Genomic DNA, 17,656 nt, shown 5'->3' with positions numbered 1-17,656 from the left:
GTGTCAGCCGTAGTATGATGGCGGGATGAAGTTCCGCTCTGCCTTGCCCCTTCTCGCATTGCCACTCATCCTCGCAGCTTGCTCTAAGATGTCGCCCGAACAGGCAGTCCTTGGCGAGTGGAAGGCTGCGGGTGCGACGCAGGCAACCGTCACGTTCACCTCGGACAAAAAGTGGACCGGATCAACTCAAATGGGTCCGGTGCCCGTCCCCTTGAAAGGCACATGGAGCGTGAGCGACAAAGTCCTGACCATGAAGTTTGAGTCCATCAACAACCAGCCGATCGCAGATTTCATCAAGATGGCGGAATCGGTGGGGAAGGCTGCGGCTACAAAGGACAAGGAGCTGGACAAGGTCATCAGTACGTTCAAAGCTGGCGCACGGATGACGATCTCGGACGATATGAAGTCCATGATCGAAGAGGGGGACCCGACCAACAAACTGATCAAAGTCGAATCCAAGAGTTAGGCTTATCGGTCGCGAGCCGGACGGTTCCTATTAGCGTCTTTGATGTGAGTGGCCCACCCGTTACGTGATATCCTGTCGCCATGAAATTTCGGTCGGCTCTTCCGTTTGTCGCTCTTTCTATCTTGGCTGCAGGGTGCTCCAAAATGTCCCCCGAACAGGCGGTCGTTGGCGAATGGACAGGAACGGACATAGGCGCGAACTTGACTATCAATTTCTCGCAGGATAAGAAGTGGTCAGGCTCAACTCAGATGGGCTCAGCGAGTTCCCCGATGAACGGCACCTGGAGCATGAGCGAGAGGGTCGTCACCATGAAGTTCGAATCCATCAATGGCCAGCCCGCCACGGAATACATCAACGTGTTGGAAAGAGTCCAAAAATCTATGCCGCAGAAGAGCAAGGAGCTTGACACCGCTCTAAAGGCCTTCAAAGAAGGTGCGCGGATGACGCTCTCGGACGATATGAAGACCCTGGCGGACTTGGACGACCCAAAGAAGAAGTTGTCCAAGGTCGAGAATAAGAGCTAGAGTACGTCGTCGAACTGCAACTGTCCGTTGCAGAATTCGAGGATCCAGTCGGATTCGTCTTGGCTACGCTTACCGGCGATCTCGGCGATCCTGTCAAACGACTTTCGCGCACTTTTGAGCAAGGAACGTGCGGCCTTGGAGCTGATCTCCGCATCCTTTGCCCGGTCCATTGCCTTTGAGTTGCGGCCGATCTGCGCATTGATGTAGTCGAAATTCTTCTCGAGCGCCACCGCAGTCCAGCGATTCTGAGGTCGGCAGCGGCCCAGTACCAGCGGTTGCAAAAGCTCTTCGACGTCGGCAACCACCCCCGCACGGATCGGAGCCCACATCGTTCCTCCGCCGCTGAAGCATGCCTTGAGGTCGATCAGGTTCATCTGAAAGTCGATCGCGTAGCGCCGCAGTCCACGGAGGGCAGCGCGAGTGGCAGCAGACTTGTTCTTGAGCTGGCTCTCGTTGAACTCGAAGAGGACCTCGCCGTAGGTCGATTGGGCGGTGACCAAGTCCGAGGAAGTCTTGCCAAAGTGGTTGACGTACGTTTCCACCCACTGCGATCGACCCATGCGAAGGATATCGGCGGAGCTCAGCCCCATCCGATTTACATCTTGCAGCACTATCGTAGCAAGCGCCAGACTCGCTAACATTTCCCTCAGTGTATCGGACGTGCTAAGCGACTCTAGGTCTCTTGGCAATCCGCGATCATCGCTTGAACGAAACGAACATCACTTCGACTTCGTCCAGCTTCAACTGCCGCTCGCCCCACTCGCCAGCGGTTCCGCCCCACACATGTTGAACGTCGAACCCCGCGTGGTGCATCATCGAAATCACCTCGGGCGGGATGAATCGCCGCTCTTTGATGTAGACGGTTGTGGAGCCGGTTGGGAGTTCGAAAGAATCGGCATATCGCGCCACCATCGTCGCCGGATCGAACGCCTCGGCCTCGATCTCCTTGTCTGTCATGCGCCGGATCATCGCGTAAGCATTGAGCGTCGTAAGAATGAACGGGGCCTGGGGCTTGAGCGAAGCGGCGATGTTTCGGTAGATGGATAGGTCGTGGGTCAGAGCGTCTTCGTCGTGGCCGATGAGCCCGATGGCACCCTCGCACAAGCAGATCGCGGCGTCGCAGGGGGTGGCGCAGATGTACTCGGTCGCGTTCGCTTCGATCCAATCAACGTTGACACCCGCGCTCTCCGCGTTTCGTTTGGCCTCGAAGAGCATCTGCCCCGAGAAATCGACTCCGACGACGGAAAAGCCGCGACGGGCGAGTTCAATCGCATGCCGGCCGGTGCCGCAGCCGACATCCAAAATGCGCGCTCCGGGCGCGAGGTTCATGTGGTCAAGCAAGAATTGAACTTCGACCAGGGTGTTCTTCGTGAATTCGTTCTGCTCGTAGGTGGGGGCAATGGCGTCGAAGAAGTCGCGCCAAGTCTCGAAGGGTCCCGTGCTCATTTCTCAGGTCAAGGTACCCGCGCGAGCCTGAGCCTGCCATAATCGGCTTGCATGTTAGAGCAGCTTATCGACCCGATCAAGGCCTGGGCCGAAGGCATCATTCTGAGCATTGGGACCCCTGGCATTGCGCTGCTCATGGGGTTGGACGCCGCCAACATTCCCATTCCGAGTGAGGTGATCATGCCGTTTGGCGGCATGCTGGCTCAACAAGGCAAGTTCAACATCCACGCGGTCGCGCTCGCGGGCACCTTTGGAGCGACCATTGGGAGCGGTGTGAGCTATTGGGTGGGTGCGCTCCTGGGGAAAGACTTCTTGATGAAGTACGGGAAGTTCGTCCTTCTGCGGCCCAAGGAAATCGAGCATGCGGAGCGCTGGTTCAAGAAGCACGGGCTCATCGTCACCTTGTGGGGTCGATTTATTCCGCTGGTGCGCACCTTCATTTCCCTGCCCGCCGGGTTCTTCCGTGCTGATTTCAAAGTGTTCATGCTCTATGCGTTCCTTGGGAGCTTGCCTTGGTGCTACTTCTGGGCGCTTGTGGGTTGGCAGCTGGGCGAGAACTGGCACGCGGTCGATAAGTACATGAAGTACCTCGACGTCGTCGTTCTGGCGGTGCTCGCGTTCTTCATCGGCAGGTTTCTGCTGTACCGATTCCGAAAAGACCCCAAGGCGGCCTAGGACCCGGGAACGAGTCGACACGCCCGCGCGTCACACGAGACATGAGGCTGAAACCATCATGGCTTTGGGCAGGTCTGGCGGTGACCGGAATCGCGGGGATCGTGCTGCTCTCTTCAGGAAGCCGTTCGCGAGGCGAGGGAGGCGTTATGGATCCCACACCGCTCATCCTCGATCGGGTCCAGGCACTGGGCGAGTTGCACACGGCTCGGCACGCCTACAATCAGGTCTTCACCTACGAGACTCAGCGAACGCCTGCCGAGTGGGCCAAATGGATCCCCGGGGCGGCGAGCGTCGTGGGTGCCACGACCGCCAATCGCGCGCTAGTGTCGATCACGGGAACGGTCGAAGCGGGGGTGGACCTAGGCCAGGTGCAGGTGCGTCGGTCCGCCACCGGAGTCGTGGTGCGCATACCGATGCCCACCGTGTACGAACCGCACATCCACGCGAAGATCCACTCGTACCGTCGCGGTCTGCTCTGGCAAGACGCGAATCTGCCGCTGAAAGCGGTCGACTCGGCCAAACGCACGGTCAGCGAAGCTAGTGTCCGAGCAGGGATCCTCGCTACCGCTCAAACCGAGGCGCGTCGTCGGGTCGAGACCCTGATCCGTGAGTCCCACCAGGTGCCGGTAACGGTCGAGTTCGGGACCTAATTGCGGGAGCGCGTCGAGTTTGCGCGTATAATGCGGTCAGGCTCATGGACGAGCACGACTAAACTTCAAGGAGACTGGTAGCAAGGATGCCCACCACAACGCGCCCGGTGGCAAGAAAGACCGCCGAAAAACCAAAGGCCCCACCGCCCCCCTCGCATCGCTCTGTCGATGTGCTTGGGATCGTGATCGTAGCGGTCGGATTGGTCCTGTTCATCGGGCTTGCCGTTGGACGAGCGGGCGTGCTCGGCGATGGTCTCCAAGCAATTTTCCGCAATCTGTTTGGCCGCGCTGCCTGGGTGTTCCCCCTTGCGCTTACCCTGCTTGGAGGCGGGCTCATCATGGGCGGCAAACGGTTCGAAATCGGACGCATGTCCTGGGGCATCACGCTCATCGCGACGGCTGTGGTCGGGGGTCTGGCGCAGACGCGGCAAGGCGACTTCTTCGATCCCGACACCGTTGCGGCTTCGGGCGGCTATCTCGGGGCGATCGTCGGCTGGGCGTGCAATGAACTGTTGGGACGCGGCTGGTGGGTTGGCATCGCGGTGCTCGCCATCGTTGGGCTGGTCCTTTGCATCGACCATCCGCTTAGAGACTTGCTTCGTGCCGTGTCGCCGCTACGCCGACCCTCGCCAGCGGCGGTCGCCGCTCCACGCGGCATCGAAGGGGACGAATCAGTACCGGACAAGTCACGAAGTGTCCGGCGTAGCGCGCTGCGGCAGGCGCTGGTCAATGCTCGCGCCGCTTCGGACGACGAGCCGCGCCCCGATCCCAAGGCGACCCAGGCACCACCGAGGACCCGAACCGCACCAACGGTGCGCGAGACCCGGTCGATGGAGACCGTCACCCTGGAGACGACCACCAAGGAAGGGTACGAACTGCCGCCAACGACGCTTCTTTCGAGCCCCGGTGAACGCAGCAAGCGCTCGCCGGACGAAATGCAGCGCAACATCGCGACACTAGAGCGCACCCTTGAGGAATTCGGTATCGATTCGAACGTTGTGGAGATTGCCACGGGACCGACGATTACCCGGTATGAGGTGCAGCTTGGCCCGGGAATCCGCGTCGGTCGCATCTCCGCGCTGGCCGACAACATCGCCATGAGCCTCGCCGCTTCGCACGTTCGAGTTGAAGCTCCGATCCCGGGGAAGAATGCAATCGGTGTCGAGGTCCCGAACACGAAGGCCGCGATGGTGACGCTGCGAGAGCTCTGCGAACAGAAGGAGTTTGTTGATGAGCCGCGCCGGTTGATCGTGGGACTCGGGCAGGATGTCAGTGGTCGACCGAAGTTTGCGGACCTCACGAAGATGCCTCACCTGCTTATCGGCGGCGCGACCAACTCGGGCAAGTCGATCGGATTGGCGACGATCATCACGAGCCTGCTGATGCGGAACACGCCGAAGGATGTGCGCATGGTGATGATCGACCCCAAGCGGGTGGAGCTTTCACTTTTCGACGGCATCCCGCACCTGATGTGCCCGGTCGTGAAAGACGTGAAGGAGGCACCAGGCGTCTTGCGTGCGGTGTGGCGTGAAATGGACATCCGCTACGACCTCATGAGCGAGCGAGGGGTCCGGAATATCGACGGATGGAACGAGAAGGCGACCTTTGCGGAAAAGCTGCCGTACATCGTCGTGGTGATCGACGAGCTTGCGGATCTCATGATCCAGGCCGCTGCCGAGGTCGAAACAAGCATCGTGCGGCTGGCCCAGCTTGCCCGCGCAGTGGGAATTCACTTGGTCATCGCCACGCAGCGACCTTCGGTTGACGTCATTACCGGCCTCATCAAAGCAAACATTCCGAGTCGTATGGCGTTTGCGGTCTCGTCGCACATCGACTCGCGCACGATTCTCGATCAAGCGGGCGCGGAGAAACTCGTTGGTAAGGGCGACATGCTCTTCTTGCCGATCGACGCCACGAAGCCTACGCGCATCCAGGGCTGCTACGTGAGCGAGATTGAGATCGAGCAGGTCTGCAAGCACTGGAAGGCCCAGGAGAAGCCGCATTACGTTCTCAACCCGATTGCTTTGGCGATTGCGGACAAAGAAGCCGAGATGGCCGACCAAGAGTCGGAGCCACTATGGGAAGAGTCAGTCCGATGGGTGGTCGAACGCGGTCAAGCGAGCACCTCCATGCTTCAGCGGAAGTTCTCGATCGGGTTCCAGCGCGCCTCGCGATTGCTGGACGCGATGGAGGAGCGAGGCATCGTGGGTCCGCGCGACGGCCCTCGCCCGCGCGAGGTGCTGGTCGATCCGATGGACGTGGAGTCGATCTTTGGTCGCAATACCTACTCCGGACCGGACCTGAGCGGGATGGATCTCGAAGAAGAGTGACCTAGTAGCCACAGAGTTGACGATAAACCTGGGTGACTTTGCGGACGTAGTTCTGTGTCTCGCGGTAGGGAGGAACCCCGCCGTGCCGCTTAACCGCCCCTGGGCCGGCATTGTAAGCCGCCAGGCTCAGGACCAGCGCTTCGAATCCGTCATCGGTCGTCTTGTTGTACTTGTCCAGGTGCTGGCGAATGAGCTTGACGGTGCCGTATAGGTTCTCGTTGGTGTCAAAGGAGTTTGAAACGCCCAGCGACTTGGCGGTGCCGGGCATGAGCTGACCCAGACCGCGCGCACCGGAGTGGCTCACTGAGTTGGGGTTGAAACCGCTTTCGCAGAGGACGATCGCCATGATGAGGCGCGCATCAACGGCGTACTGGATGCTGAAACCGATGACACCTCGGGCAATCTCTTCCGCCTGAGGAGCAGTGAGTCGCTTGTTGGTTTTCTGGATAAAGGCGGTGTAGTAGGGAAGCGCTTCGCTCGCGGGCAAATTCCAGTTGCGCGTGGCAGGAGCGGGGGTCATCGCTCCGCGGCTTGTCGGTTTCTGGGTGGGCCGACCGACTTTTTTCTCGGGCTGATCGAACCGGGCGACGGACTCGTCGGTCGCTGCGGCCAGAAGCTCGGCGGAGAGCGATCCATGCTCGTCCTTGCGTTCGGCATGGATGATCAGGCGCGCAGTGACATCGCCGCCTCGGAGCCATACGGGAATGGCGCTCGCCTTGACGGTGACATCGCCGCCGTCGGCGGTCTCAAGATAGAGGTAGCCACCTTCGTCGCTGGAGACGGTGCCCTTCACGATGCCGCGCACTTCCAGCGTCCGCTTCCCTACAAGTGTTTCCAGCGCCGCCGTCGTGGTCGATTGCGAGATCCCATACTGCTTGCGCACCTTGAGGTAGGCGTCGGTGGATTGCGCTGCGCCGTAGCTGGCGAAAGCGAGGAGCAGAGTCAGCGTCGATGTTGTCCTCATGATCGCTGGGAAGGTGGCGGAGAGATCGGGATTCGAACCCGAGAGGGGGCATAACCCCCTACCCACTTAGCAGGCGGGCGCTTTCGTCCACTCAGCCATCTCTCCGCAGATCGAACCATTGTACCTCTATGCGATCAGACGGAGGATGTTTCCCATACGGTTCTTTCCATGTTTCGCGCGGGAGCCGCGCGGTACTCTACCGGCTTCACCGTGATCCTGGTCATCGACAATTTCGATAGCTTCACGTTTAACCTGGTGCAGTATTTGGGAATGTGCCAGGCAGAGGTACGCGTCTTCCGGAACAATGCGATCACCGTCGAGGAGATCGAAGCGCTTAGGCCGGAGGGAATCATGCTCTCGCCTGGGCCGTGCACGCCGCGTGAGTCGGGGGTTTGCCTGAACATTCTGGAGACCGCGCTCGCCGGTGGGCATGCGGCATTGGATGTCCCGATCTTCGGCGTTTGCCTGGGCCACCAAGCAATCGCGCATGTCTCCGGTGGGGTTGTGGAGCAAGCAGGGCAGATCAAACACGGCAAGGCGAGTCTCGTCGAGCACGATGGCCAGGGGCTGTTTGCAAAGATGCGGAATCCGTTCTCGGCCATCCGCTACCACTCGCTCGTGGTGCGTTCGAGCACTGTGCCGGCCGGTTTCATCGCCACGGCGCACTCGCTGGACGATCACGAGATCATGGGCCTGCGTCACGAGCGCTTGCCGATAGAGGGGGTTCAGTTTCACCCCGAATCGGTGCTCACTGAGAACGGACTGCAGATCGTTCAGAACTTCGTTGACTGGACTCGGTCGTTTCGCGCGCAGAGGGCGTAGGTACCATCGTGGGTATGGCCGTCACCGAATCTCAAGTTCTCGATGCGTTGCGCAGTGTCCAGGACCCTGACTTGCATCGCGACATCGTGACGCTCGGTTTTGTTCGCGATTTGGTCATCTCGGGCCAGGAGGTCACGTTCCAAGTCGTGCTGACCACCCCAGCCTGCCCCGTTAAGGACCTACTGAAGAGCCAGTGCGAAGAGGCGGTCCGCGCAATTCCGGGTGTCACCGCGGTCGCGGTTGAAATGACGGCCGAAGTGCGCGCCCGCAAACCGAAGAACGAGGACCTCGTCCCCGGTGTCAAGAACGTCATCGCAGTTGCGAGCGGCAAAGGTGGGGTGGGCAAGAGCACGGTGGCGATGAACCTGGCGATCGCGCTCGCGCAGTCTGGCGCGAAGGTGGGGCTGATGGATGCGGACGTCTATGGACCCAGCATTCCGCTGATGATGGGATGTGCCGATGCACGCCCCTACACCCGGGATCAGAAGATCGTCCCGATCGAGAAATTTGGCATCAGCATGATGTCGCTCGGATTCCTGCTGGAAGAGGGTCAGGCCGTGCTGTGGCGCGGACCGATGGTGGCGAGCACTGTCCGGCAGCTCTTGGCTGACGTGGACTGGGGCGAGCTTGACTATCTGCTGGTCGATTTGCCGCCCGGCACTGGCGACGCCCCGATGTCGTTGGCTCAGCTTGCCCCCATCAGTGGCGTCCTGATCGTGACGACACCGCACCACGTGGCCTCAAACATCGCGGGAAAGGCCGCCGCGCTCTTTCGTCGGTTGAACGCGCCGCTGATTGGGGTGGTGGAGAACATGGCGAGTTTCGTTTGCCCAAGCTGCCAAACCGAGGCCCGCATCTTTTCGGGTTCGACAGGTGAAGAGCTGGCGAACACGCTACGCATCCCCTACCTGGGTTCGATCCCCCTTGATCCGGCGATCGGCGAGTGCAGCGATCGCGGGGAACCTAGCATTGTCTCGCACCCGGAGGAGGCGCAGAGTCGTGCGTTTCGGCAAGTCGCCAACAAGTTGGCCGCTCAAGCGAGCATCATGGCCATCGGCCGGGAGTCGTCTGAGGCGACAGTTCAAGAGGGCGAGTTCACCCCGGCCTAGGCGATTTTGCGGAGAAACCGCAAATTTCTGCAAAAGATTGCAACACGATTCAGGGAGAATAACCGTCAAACATGCGGCGCGCACTCTTGTGCGTTCCCATTTGCATTAATCTAGAGTTATACTGCGCATTCGAGGTGGAATTGGTGATCGGAATTCGTAAAGGACTTCTCGCGCTTGGTGTTGCGATGGGTGTGCTGGCAGCAGCCCCGTCCATGGCAGTGGCACAAGACGCATCGGTGGCCCCCCAGAAGGGTGGGAATTTGTTGCTGGACGCGGTCGGTGGCGTCAAGTCTCCGACGGACGCATTGCGCGCATCGCGACAAAACGTGTTTGTTCGCAATGACGGCCAATGGGATGAGCGAGCGCTCTTCCGCGCAGGCCGCCCTGGGATGACTTACTGGATCACCGAGCAGGGCATCCGACTTGACGTCTTTGTGAATCAGGACACGCAGCGAGTCGGTCAGGTCGTCGACATGAAGTTCACGGGTGCCGTTTCCGGCGCGCCTGTGGCCCGTGGCGTCGGTGAGCCAGCGCACAAGACGGATTACCTCTACTACCGTGGTAAGAACCACGTGGGCGTACCCAGCTTCAAAGAAGCGCAAATCACCAATCTGGGCCGTGGCATGGATGCGCGGTACTACTTTGACGGTTCCGAACCTCGATATGACCTCATCCTGAAGCCCGGCGCCGATCCCGCTGGAGCTTCGATCGTTTTTGAAGGTGCCTCGGGCATCGAAGTGGACTCCGCCGGTGACGTGCTCATCCGCACCTCGATCCGCACGGTCCGCCAAGCCGGCCTCAAGGTCTACCAGACGGTCAACGGCCGCAAGTCGGTCGTCAGTGCGCGGTTCCGCGTGACGGGCAAAAACTCGGTGGGCATCGACCTTGGGTCGTACGACCGCAACCTTCCGCTCGTGATCGACCCGGTCGTTTACGGCACGTACGTCGGCGGCGACTTTGGTTCGGACGAGGTTCGAGACTCGATCTCGAACAATAACGGTCAGGTGTACATCACCGGTTCGACCGAATCCGATTTCTTCCCGATAACCACCGGTATCTACAGTCTGAACCGAGCCGACCTGAACGACGCGTTTGTCGTTGCTCTGACCGGCGACGCTTATGACGTGAGCTATGCCGCTTACCTCGGCGGACTTCGCAACGACGTCGGCAAGTTCCTGCAGGTCGACCAATACGGCAACCTTTGGCTCGCTGGCGAGTCCAGCTTTGGGTTCAAGGGCGCCCCGTTCCAAATCGTCCAGGCAGGCGTGTACGAAGGCCCACCCACGGGTGGCAACTTCGTCATGAGCTTTGGCGGTGAGTTCACTCAGGCCATCGACTTCGACGCGACCGACGCGGAGATCCAGGCCGAGCTGAACACATTGGGCAGCGCACCCGCGGGTGGTTTCCTCGTGACCGGCGGGCAACTTCCGGACGATCGCTTGGTGATTACCCTCGCTTCGGGCGAGAACTTGGCCGAGCCGGTCGTGATCCACTGTCCGACGAAGCCGTACTCTATTGTGGATGACGGATTGGGCAATCTCGGCGTGGGTTGGGTTGCGGGCACTGACAACTCGGTCGATGCTGGCAACTTCTATGGCGACTTCGGGCTGAAGCCAAACGGCGGTCTGTTCAGATTTTCGATCACTCGAAACGGGACGGTGACAAAATCCCGCTGGATGGCCTGGAATGCTTCAGACGCCGCCATTCGTGCTGCCTTCACTCAGGCTCCAGTGAGCTTGCCTGGTGATAAGGTCAATGTGGATCCAGGCAACCTGCCGGATGACATCGTTACTTTCCAGATCAATCCTGATCAGAATGTGCAGCGCATCGCCATCGAAACTCGCGACGCGAACCAAACAGATCGGAGCGTCTTCGCGAGCGACTTCACTGCGCCGACCCGACTCTTGGGCGGCTACTACACGGGTTACACCGATGAGCGATCGCTTGAGATCGATGACACCGGTGCCGGTTTCTCATTTGCGGCGTATCCATCGACGAACACTCCGAACAGCAGATTGCTTGATCACCGGGCGATCTACCCGGACCTGAGCAGTCAGTCCCGCGTTTTCCTGATGCGCTTCGAGGCAAAGTCGGCGGGCCAGTTGGATCCGCTTACAACAGAAGTCGTCAAGTACGTCGACGGTAAGGATTCGTTTGCGACCGGACTCAGCAGTATGTTGGTTCGGCCGTTCCCAAGCGCCGCAGGTCAAGTTCAGATTACGGTTCTCGGTAACACGCTCGGCCCCATCGACTTGATGACTGCCGCTTCGCTGCCGCGACAAGCGGGTTACTTCACTCAGTTCACGTACACGAACGGGGCCAACACGGTTGCCGTGGACCAGCCGCGTTCGCAGTACATCGCAGGATCATTGGCGTCCGTGTTGGCTGGTGCAGCCATGGATTCGAATGGCGGGCTTTACGTCACCGGATCGGTTCTTGCCACGCAAAACGTCTCAACGGGCCCTGCCTCGACGACGTTTGCAACCACGACCGGTGTCTTCACCAACGGAAACCTCATCCGATTCCGCGATGCATTCGTGCGCAAGTACGATACGACGGGCCTGTTGGTTTACAGCGCAGTGCTTGGTGGCTCGGGCACGGACGATGGCTGCGCCATCGCAGTTGACGCTCTGGGGAACGCCTACGTCGCGGGCATCGCTCGCTCGTTTAACTTCCCGCGAACTGCCAGTGCCTTTGGCCAGATCTTCTCCGCAAACCGCGTGGTGACGGTGACGAAGATCAACCCGAACGCTTCTCAACTTGTTTACAGCACGAACCTGCAAACTTCGGGTTCGGTCCAGCCGCGGACCATTGCCGTGGACAGTCGGGGTAACGCGTACATCGGTGGCGTGGTTGGCATGGATTACGGTTCCGGCCAGACCATGCCGATTACGATTACTCAGGGCACCATTCGAACAACTCCCGTCGGGCCTGTGGTACCTAACCAGACGGCCGCAGATGACCCGACGTATAGCAATGGCACAGGCGCGGTTGCAGCCGCACTGCAGATGAAGCATCACTTCTTCGATGCCACGATGGGTACCGAAGGGTTCCTCAGCGTCTTGAACTCAGGCGCGACGGGGCTGCTCTACGGTTCCTATTTGGGCATGGATCGAAACGAGGACGTCTTCTCGGTTCGCGTTGATGCTACAGACGGAGTCTTCGTTGGAGGTAAGTACGAGTCCGGTGGATACCACCTGATGGATCTGACGAACCTCAACTTCTTCAGCGTCTTCTCCGGCTATAGCCTGTCCTACGGCACCGAAGCTGGCATGGGTTCGGTGGTAACTGCCAACAACCCAGAGAATCGGGTGTTCACAACTTTTGCCGACGTGCGATGGCCTGGACTGCAGGGCAATCCCGCAGTGCTGAACACGCACCCGGGTCAAGCAAATCTGCCCAACCGTGCAGTTGCCGGTCAGTCCATTGGTTTGCCTAACGGATTCATCACGAATCTCGGGTTCAAGACCAACGAAGACCTTTCGGGTGACGGTTTCCTCGTCAAACTGCGCATCGCGCTACCGGCGCTTGCCGACTTGACGTTGACCCCGGATCTCATCGCAGGCGGACGCGGTGCCGTGTCCAATGGGGCAGTATTCCTTCAGAATCCTGCGCCAGCGGGAGGGACCCAGGTTACTGTTCGTGTTCTCCAGCCATCGGTCGCCCGTCTTTCGGTGGGTGGCGCCACGAGCATTCGCATCACGATTCCTCAGGGCCAATCGGTAGGGACGTTCCAGGTCTTCTCGCGACCGGTGACGGTTCCCAGTTCGTGCGACGTACGCGCTGAACTGAACGGCGACTTCTTGGTGCGCCGCCTGAACGTTCGCCCATGGCTCGATAGCTTCACACTGAGCTCGAACGAGTTGCCCGGTGGCAACACGCTTCAAGGCACGGTGACGCTCTTCCAAGTTGCACCCACGGGTGGCATTACTATCAACCTGTCTTCGGACAGCACGCTCGTCAGTCTTCCGGCGACAATTACCGTTCCCGAAGGTCAGCAAAGCGTGACGTTTAACATCGATACTCAGGGCGTTGCAGCTCCGACTGACGTAAATCTCAGCGCGTCGCTCGATGGTATCGGGTTTGGCCAGGCGCTTCGACTACTACCCGCAACGGTAGTGGGGCTCTCGTTCTCGCCGGGCACGGTGAATGGCGGCGAGTCGTCGGTAGGCACCGTGTTCTTGGATGGTAAAGCGGCGGCTGGTATGTCCATCACGCTCAGCCAGGCTGGTGCACCGGTGACGATCCCTGCAACAATCCCGCTGACGGCGGGGGCGACGCAGGCGACGTTTACGGTGGGTACCTCGGCTGTAACGGGAACAAGCATCGCTGCTTCGATCACGGCATCGCTGAGCGGCACGTCCGTCACTCAGTCGCTCATCATCGAAGGGAACAACATCGTCAGCATCACGCTCAGTTCGAATAGCGTGCTCGGCGGCGCTTCGGTAACCGGTACGGTCACCCTCGCCCGTCCTGCAAGCCCGAGCGGAATCACGATTCCTCTCTTGAATTCGAATACGACTGCTGGAACGGTGACTCCCGCCAGTGTCTTCATCAGCCCGGGCGACGTTACCGGCACGTTTACGATCAATACGTTCGGTGTCAGTACGACGCAGAACCTGATCGTGACCGCGAACAAGCCGGGTTACGCGACGCCTTCGGCGACGCTCCAGGTCCGTGCACTGAGCTTTGGCTTGGTCATCAGCCCGAACGTCGTGACCGGTGGCTCGACCACTACGGGAACGATTACCCTTGCGGGTGTCGAGGTGGCTCCGGATGGTGGACTCACCATTAATCTGAGCAGCAACAACTCGGCGATCTTGGTCCCGACGAGCGTCGTGATCCCGGCAGGCACGAACACGGCCAGCTTCACGATTACAACGAATCGGGTCGGCGGCGACGTGGTGGGAACTGTCTCAGCGACCGCTGGAACGGGCTTCACCGCCCAAGCCAACCTGACCGTAAGAGCTCCAGAGCTCCTATCGGTCACGGTAGCCCCGACGAGCCCAATCGGTGGTTCAACGGCGACCGGTACGGTGACCCTCGGCGCGGCTGCGCCAACGGGTGGTCTGGTGGTCAACCTGTCGAGTAGCAACAGCGCGGCATCGGTCCCGGCAACGGTGACCGTGGCGTCTGGCGCTACGACGGCGAACTTCACCGTTACGACCCTGCCGGTGTCTGCGCCGGTGGCGGTCACTATCACGGCCACGAACGGATCTCAGTCGAAGAGCACCCAGATCACGGTCTCGGTCTCGACCATCGCGTCGCTGACCTTCAACCCGTCGATCGTCAAGGGTGGTCTGACCTCGACCGCGACTCTGACGTTGACCCAGTTCGCTCCTGCGGGCGGTCTGATCATTGACCTGAGCGCCGACAAGCCAGGCTTCGTCAGTATGCCGGCGTCAGTCACGGTCCCGGCTGGTACGAAGACGATCACGTTCAACGTGGGAACAGCCCAGGTCACGCGCCTCGTCGGTGTCGTGATCACGGCGACGGTTCGCTCGACGAATACGAAGATCACGAGTACCCTCTACATCGAGCGCAACCTGAACTAACTCAGGACCCGGCGATCGAGACTCGCGGCCTCCGAGCATCAAGCTCGGGGGCCGCGTTCATTTGAACCTTTTCCACCGCGGAAGCGTTATGAAAGGAAGAGGTTAGTAACACGGGTGACGAAGGGCATCACTTTTTTTGGAATTGGAGTTGTGGTCGGTGTGCTGATCGCAACATTCGCGTTGCGGTCCGACAGCAGGGAGCGCGAAGAAGAAGCGACCGACCAACTGACGGACACGGTCCGTTCGCGGTTGAGCGAATTGGAAGTACGTTCGAACGGGTTCGCCGCCTCGCGTAACTGAGAGCCCGTTACTTCAGCGCGGGGTCATCCCAGATCGCGCGCGTAAGCATCGCAAAGTTCACCAGCCGAGCGACAGCGTCGCGGTGAGTTGACGGACCCAAGTCCGAGGTTGGGACCGGCTCGCGGAGTTCCAGCCGCTTCTCGGCCATGCTGTAAGCGAAGTACGCCACGCCGTACTCGCCGCTCTCGATGAACAAGCGCAAGAGGTGGTCTCGGGTCAGCTTTTTCGGATCACGAATCACTGGCAGTTTGAGCGCGTAGAGGGCGATGCGGTCGTCCCGACTGAGGGTGACGCGCAGATCCAGAGTAGTCGCTCCGACTTTGGCTTGCGTGACGAGGTACGAGCGCCCAGCGGAGTCCTTGCCGCTCTTGGGTATCGCACCGCCGGATCGTAGGGCTGCCTCGGCCCTCTTGTACCCAGCGCTCTGGCCAGCCAACTGACTTTGAGCAATCGCCACGAATGTCGTCGCTACGCCAAGCGTGACCCAGAGAGGCGCGCGCTTCATGCGAGCGTCTGCTTGTGGGCGATGGTGCCGTCGTGCTCGATGTCGTAGACGAGAGGCACCCCGGTCTCAAGATTGAGTTCAAGCACTTCCTCTTTGCTCAGGTTCTCGAGCTTCATGACGATGCTGCGGTTGCTGTTGCCATGGGCGACGACGAGCACGTCCTTGCCCTGGCGGATGTCGCCCATGATGCACCGCTCGAAGAAGGGGACAGTGCGCTCGGCCGTGTTCTTCAAGGCCTCGCCGCCGGGGGGCGGAACGTCGTAGCTGCGCCGCCAAATCTTGACCTGCTCCTCGCCGAACTGTGCGCGCATATCGTCCTTGTTCATCCCTTGGAGGTCGCCGTAGTGGCGCTCGTTGAGGGCGACGTCTCGGATCGTGGGGACTTGCACTCCCATCTCCTCAAGGATGAGTTGCAGAGTCGTCTGCGCCCGGGTCAGGACACTCGTGTAAGCGACTTCAAAAGTCAGTCCCGCCGCGCGCATCATCTGCCCGGCTCGACGCGCTTCGGCAATTCCCTGCGCGGTGAGCGGGACGTCCACCCATCCAGTGAACCGATTCTCCAGGTTCCAAAGCGACTGGCCGTGACGAACGAGGACGAGTTTGGACATACCCAGGTTGTACCCGAGGGTCTGCAGGCGAGGCTAAGAGCCGTCGCGGACCGACTTGGGGCGTGGCGGGTCAATCGCCTTCCAGATATCGGCGAAGTGACGCGCTTGGGTGTTGTGGGCAGCGGCGTCAGACCCCCCGTAGTGCCAGGCGAAGAACCGGCGCGATTCGAAGTACCGAAGCAGGGGGAAGCTGGGGTCTTGAGAACACGGCCAAGTCGGGTCAGCATTTGCCCATGACCCTCCCACGCGCTTGACCAAGGCGTCCAGACACTCGCTACTGCTGGCATAAGTCGAGGTGGGCACACTGCTTACGCTGACCACAAAGGTCTTGTCGCCGCGCATAGCCGCTCGCGCCAGAGGCTCCCAAACTGTAATGTGCGCATCTAGCGGCACGCGGGGGTTAGTCGACTGGAGGCTGCCGTACATCGAGTCTCCCAGCACGACTTTGCGAATGCGTTTGAAAACGGTGGGCTGTTGCACCAGTTCGCGGATCGCACCATAACCCGCGCTGAAGCTCGTGAGGTCGTACGCGTTGAAGATGGCATTGCTCGGCGCGCCGCGCTCCTTGAGCTTAACCATGGCTGCCGCCAGCCACGACTCCAGCGTTCCGGGGGCGATCATCAGGTTCTTGTACACGGTGCTGCCCTCGCCGGCGTAGCTGCTGATGAGTGGGTCGGTGCTGCCACGATCAATGGACTCCTGGATCATGTGCCAGTCGGGACCGTGGAAGTGGACTTGGATGGAGAGGTTCTGCTGCGGTTTCCACGTGTTGGGGATGTACAGGGTGAAGGTGTTCACGCCCACGGTCATGGACAATTTTTCACCGGGGTAAGGGGTTGTCCACGGGGCGATGCTCCGCGTCGCCATGGTGGGCGGGATGACAACTATGAGAGCAGCGAGCAGCGCGGTCATGCCCTCATTATAGGGATCAGCGGCGGTTTGGAACGCAATTTGCACAGCGGTCGTAGCAGATTTCATGAACCGACGACTGTCTTGGGCTCCCTCTGGCATCCTGGCGGCGGTCGCGCTGTGCGGATGCATGCTCATGTCGAATCAAGCGAACTCCTCCCCCACCGAAAAGACGACTCCGCCGGCGCAGAAGCCAGCCAACGCAAAGGAGTTGGTTCTTGGCGCAGGTTGCTTCTGGTGTGTCGAAGCCATCTTCGAAGACTTGATCGGGGTGAGCAGCGTGGAGAGCGGCTACGCCGGTGGAGAGAACCCGAACCCCACCTACGAAGAGGTTTGCTCAGGTCAGACCGGCCACGCAGAAGTCATCAAGATCACCTACGATCCAAAGCTCATTACCGCCGACGATCTGTTGCACATCTTCTTCACCGTGCACGATCCGACCACATTGAACCGGCAGGGCGGTGACTCGGGCACCCAGTACCGAAGTGTGGTGTTCTACGCTGACCCGGAAACCAAGGCGCTGGCGGAGAAAGTGAAAGCGGACATCGAGAGGGAGAAGATTTGGCGCGACCCGATTGTCACGACCCTGGAACCGCTGAAGAACTATGCGACGGCGGAGGCGTACCACCAGAACTACTTCGAGAAGTTCGAGAAGGCAGGCACCATGGAGCGCATGAAGATGAACTCGGGCTACTGCAGCGTCGTGATCGAGCCTAAGGTCCGCAAGTTTCGAGAGAAGTACGCCGCCAAGCTGCGCAAGAAGAGCTAGTTCAGACTCTCGAACCTGAGGCGC

The 17,656-nt window shown here is 60.2% G+C and carries 15 protein-coding genes and 1 tRNA gene; 9 read left to right on the top strand and 7 right to left on the bottom strand.

What is annotated here, in order from left to right; translation table 11 throughout:
- Positions 1-25: 25 nt before the first annotated feature.
- Positions 26-466, top strand: coding sequence for a hypothetical protein (locus JNM85_03355; GenBank protein ID MBL8087091.1), 441 nt, complete (start codon positions 26-28; stop codon positions 464-466).
- Between the two features lie 143 nt (positions 467-609).
- Complete coding sequence (locus tag JNM85_03350) at positions 610-990, top strand: hypothetical protein (protein ID MBL8087090.1); 381 nt, start codon at positions 610-612, stop codon at positions 988-990.
- On the opposite strand, the gene JNM85_03345 is transcribed toward JNM85_03350, so the two are convergent.
- Together JNM85_03345 and JNM85_03340 are read right to left on the bottom strand one after the other, a co-directional pair.
- Positions 987-1,631 (bottom strand): hypothetical protein, encoded by a 645-nt coding sequence (locus JNM85_03345; protein ID MBL8087089.1) that lies wholly within the window; start codon positions 1,629-1,631, stop codon positions 987-989. The two genes, JNM85_03350 and JNM85_03345, sit on opposite strands and share 4 nt — an antisense overlap.
- A 55-nt stretch (positions 1,632-1,686) precedes the next feature.
- Positions 1,687-2,436, bottom strand: coding sequence for a methyltransferase domain-containing protein (locus JNM85_03340; protein MBL8087088.1), 750 nt, complete (start codon positions 2,434-2,436; stop codon positions 1,687-1,689).
- Positions 2,437-2,487: 51 nt separating this feature from the next.
- Here JNM85_03340 and JNM85_03335 point away from each other — a divergent pair, with 51 nt between their 5' ends.
- The 3 genes from JNM85_03335 (at position 2,488) to JNM85_03325 (ending at position 6,091) form a co-directional block, all read left to right on the top strand.
- The gene (locus JNM85_03335; protein ID MBL8087087.1) at positions 2,488-3,111 is read left to right on the top strand and encodes a DedA family protein; all 624 of its coding nucleotides are present in this window, start codon (positions 2,488-2,490) and stop codon (positions 3,109-3,111) included.
- Between the two features lie 41 nt (positions 3,112-3,152).
- Positions 3,153-3,761 carry a DUF4230 domain-containing protein gene (locus JNM85_03330; protein ID MBL8087086.1) on the top strand — a complete coding sequence of 203 codons (609 nt, stop codon included), beginning with the start codon at positions 3,153-3,155 and terminating at the stop codon, positions 3,759-3,761.
- Positions 3,762-3,847: 86 nt separating this feature from the next.
- Entirely contained in the window at positions 3,848-6,091 is a 2,244-nt protein-coding gene (locus JNM85_03325; GenBank protein MBL8087085.1) for a hypothetical protein, read from the top strand.
- Position 6,092: 1 nt separating this feature from the next.
- On the opposite strand, the gene JNM85_03320 is transcribed toward JNM85_03325, so the two are convergent.
- Complete coding sequence (locus JNM85_03320) at positions 6,093-7,055, bottom strand: lytic transglycosylase domain-containing protein (protein MBL8087084.1); 963 nt, start codon at positions 7,053-7,055, stop codon at positions 6,093-6,095.
- 14 nt (positions 7,056-7,069) lie between these two features.
- Positions 7,070-7,160 (bottom strand) — tRNA-Ser (locus JNM85_03315).
- Between the two features lie 105 nt (positions 7,161-7,265).
- Here JNM85_03315 and JNM85_03310 point away from each other — a divergent pair.
- The 3 genes from JNM85_03310 (at position 7,266) to JNM85_03300 (ending at position 14,541) form a co-directional block, all read left to right on the top strand.
- Positions 7,266-7,877: an aminodeoxychorismate/anthranilate synthase component II gene (locus JNM85_03310; GenBank protein ID MBL8087083.1), complete on the top strand. Its 612-nt coding sequence runs from the start codon at positions 7,266-7,268 to the stop codon at positions 7,875-7,877.
- Between the two features lie 14 nt (positions 7,878-7,891).
- Positions 7,892-8,986 carry an Mrp/NBP35 family ATP-binding protein gene (locus JNM85_03305; protein MBL8087082.1) on the top strand — a complete coding sequence of 365 codons (1,095 nt, stop codon included), beginning with the start codon at positions 7,892-7,894 and terminating at the stop codon, positions 8,984-8,986.
- 143 nt (positions 8,987-9,129) lie between these two features.
- On the top strand, positions 9,130-14,541 hold the full coding sequence (locus JNM85_03300; protein MBL8087081.1) for a hypothetical protein: 5,412 nt from the start codon (positions 9,130-9,132) through the stop codon (positions 14,539-14,541).
- Between the two features lie 307 nt (positions 14,542-14,848).
- On the opposite strand, the gene JNM85_03295 is transcribed toward JNM85_03300, so the two are convergent.
- From JNM85_03295 to JNM85_03285, 3 genes are read right to left on the bottom strand one after another with little or no spacing between them, the layout of a single operon-like run.
- Positions 14,849-15,346: a hypothetical protein gene (locus JNM85_03295; protein ID MBL8087080.1), complete on the bottom strand. Its 498-nt coding sequence runs from the start codon at positions 15,344-15,346 to the stop codon at positions 14,849-14,851.
- Positions 15,343-15,954: a 2,3-bisphosphoglycerate-dependent phosphoglycerate mutase gene (locus JNM85_03290; protein ID MBL8087079.1), complete on the bottom strand. Its 612-nt coding sequence runs from the start codon at positions 15,952-15,954 to the stop codon at positions 15,343-15,345. The genes JNM85_03295 and JNM85_03290 overlap by 4 nt, the downstream gene beginning before the upstream one ends.
- A gap of 33 nt (positions 15,955-15,987) precedes the next feature.
- A complete protein-coding gene (locus JNM85_03285) occupies positions 15,988-16,866 on the bottom strand; it encodes a hypothetical protein (protein ID MBL8087078.1) in 879 nt (292 codons plus the stop codon).
- 133 nt (positions 16,867-16,999) lie between these two features.
- Here JNM85_03285 and msrA point away from each other — a divergent pair, with 133 nt between their 5' ends.
- Positions 17,000-17,632 carry a peptide-methionine (S)-S-oxide reductase MsrA gene (gene msrA, locus JNM85_03280; GenBank protein MBL8087077.1) on the top strand — a complete coding sequence of 211 codons (633 nt, stop codon included), beginning with the start codon at positions 17,000-17,002 and terminating at the stop codon, positions 17,630-17,632.
- Positions 17,633-17,656: the final 24 nt, after the last annotated feature.

The organism is Chthonomonas sp. (assembly GCA_016788115.1).
GTDB lineage: Bacteria > Armatimonadota > Fimbriimonadia > Fimbriimonadales > Fimbriimonadaceae > UBA2391.
This window is presented reverse-complemented; position numbering and strand designations above follow the sequence as displayed.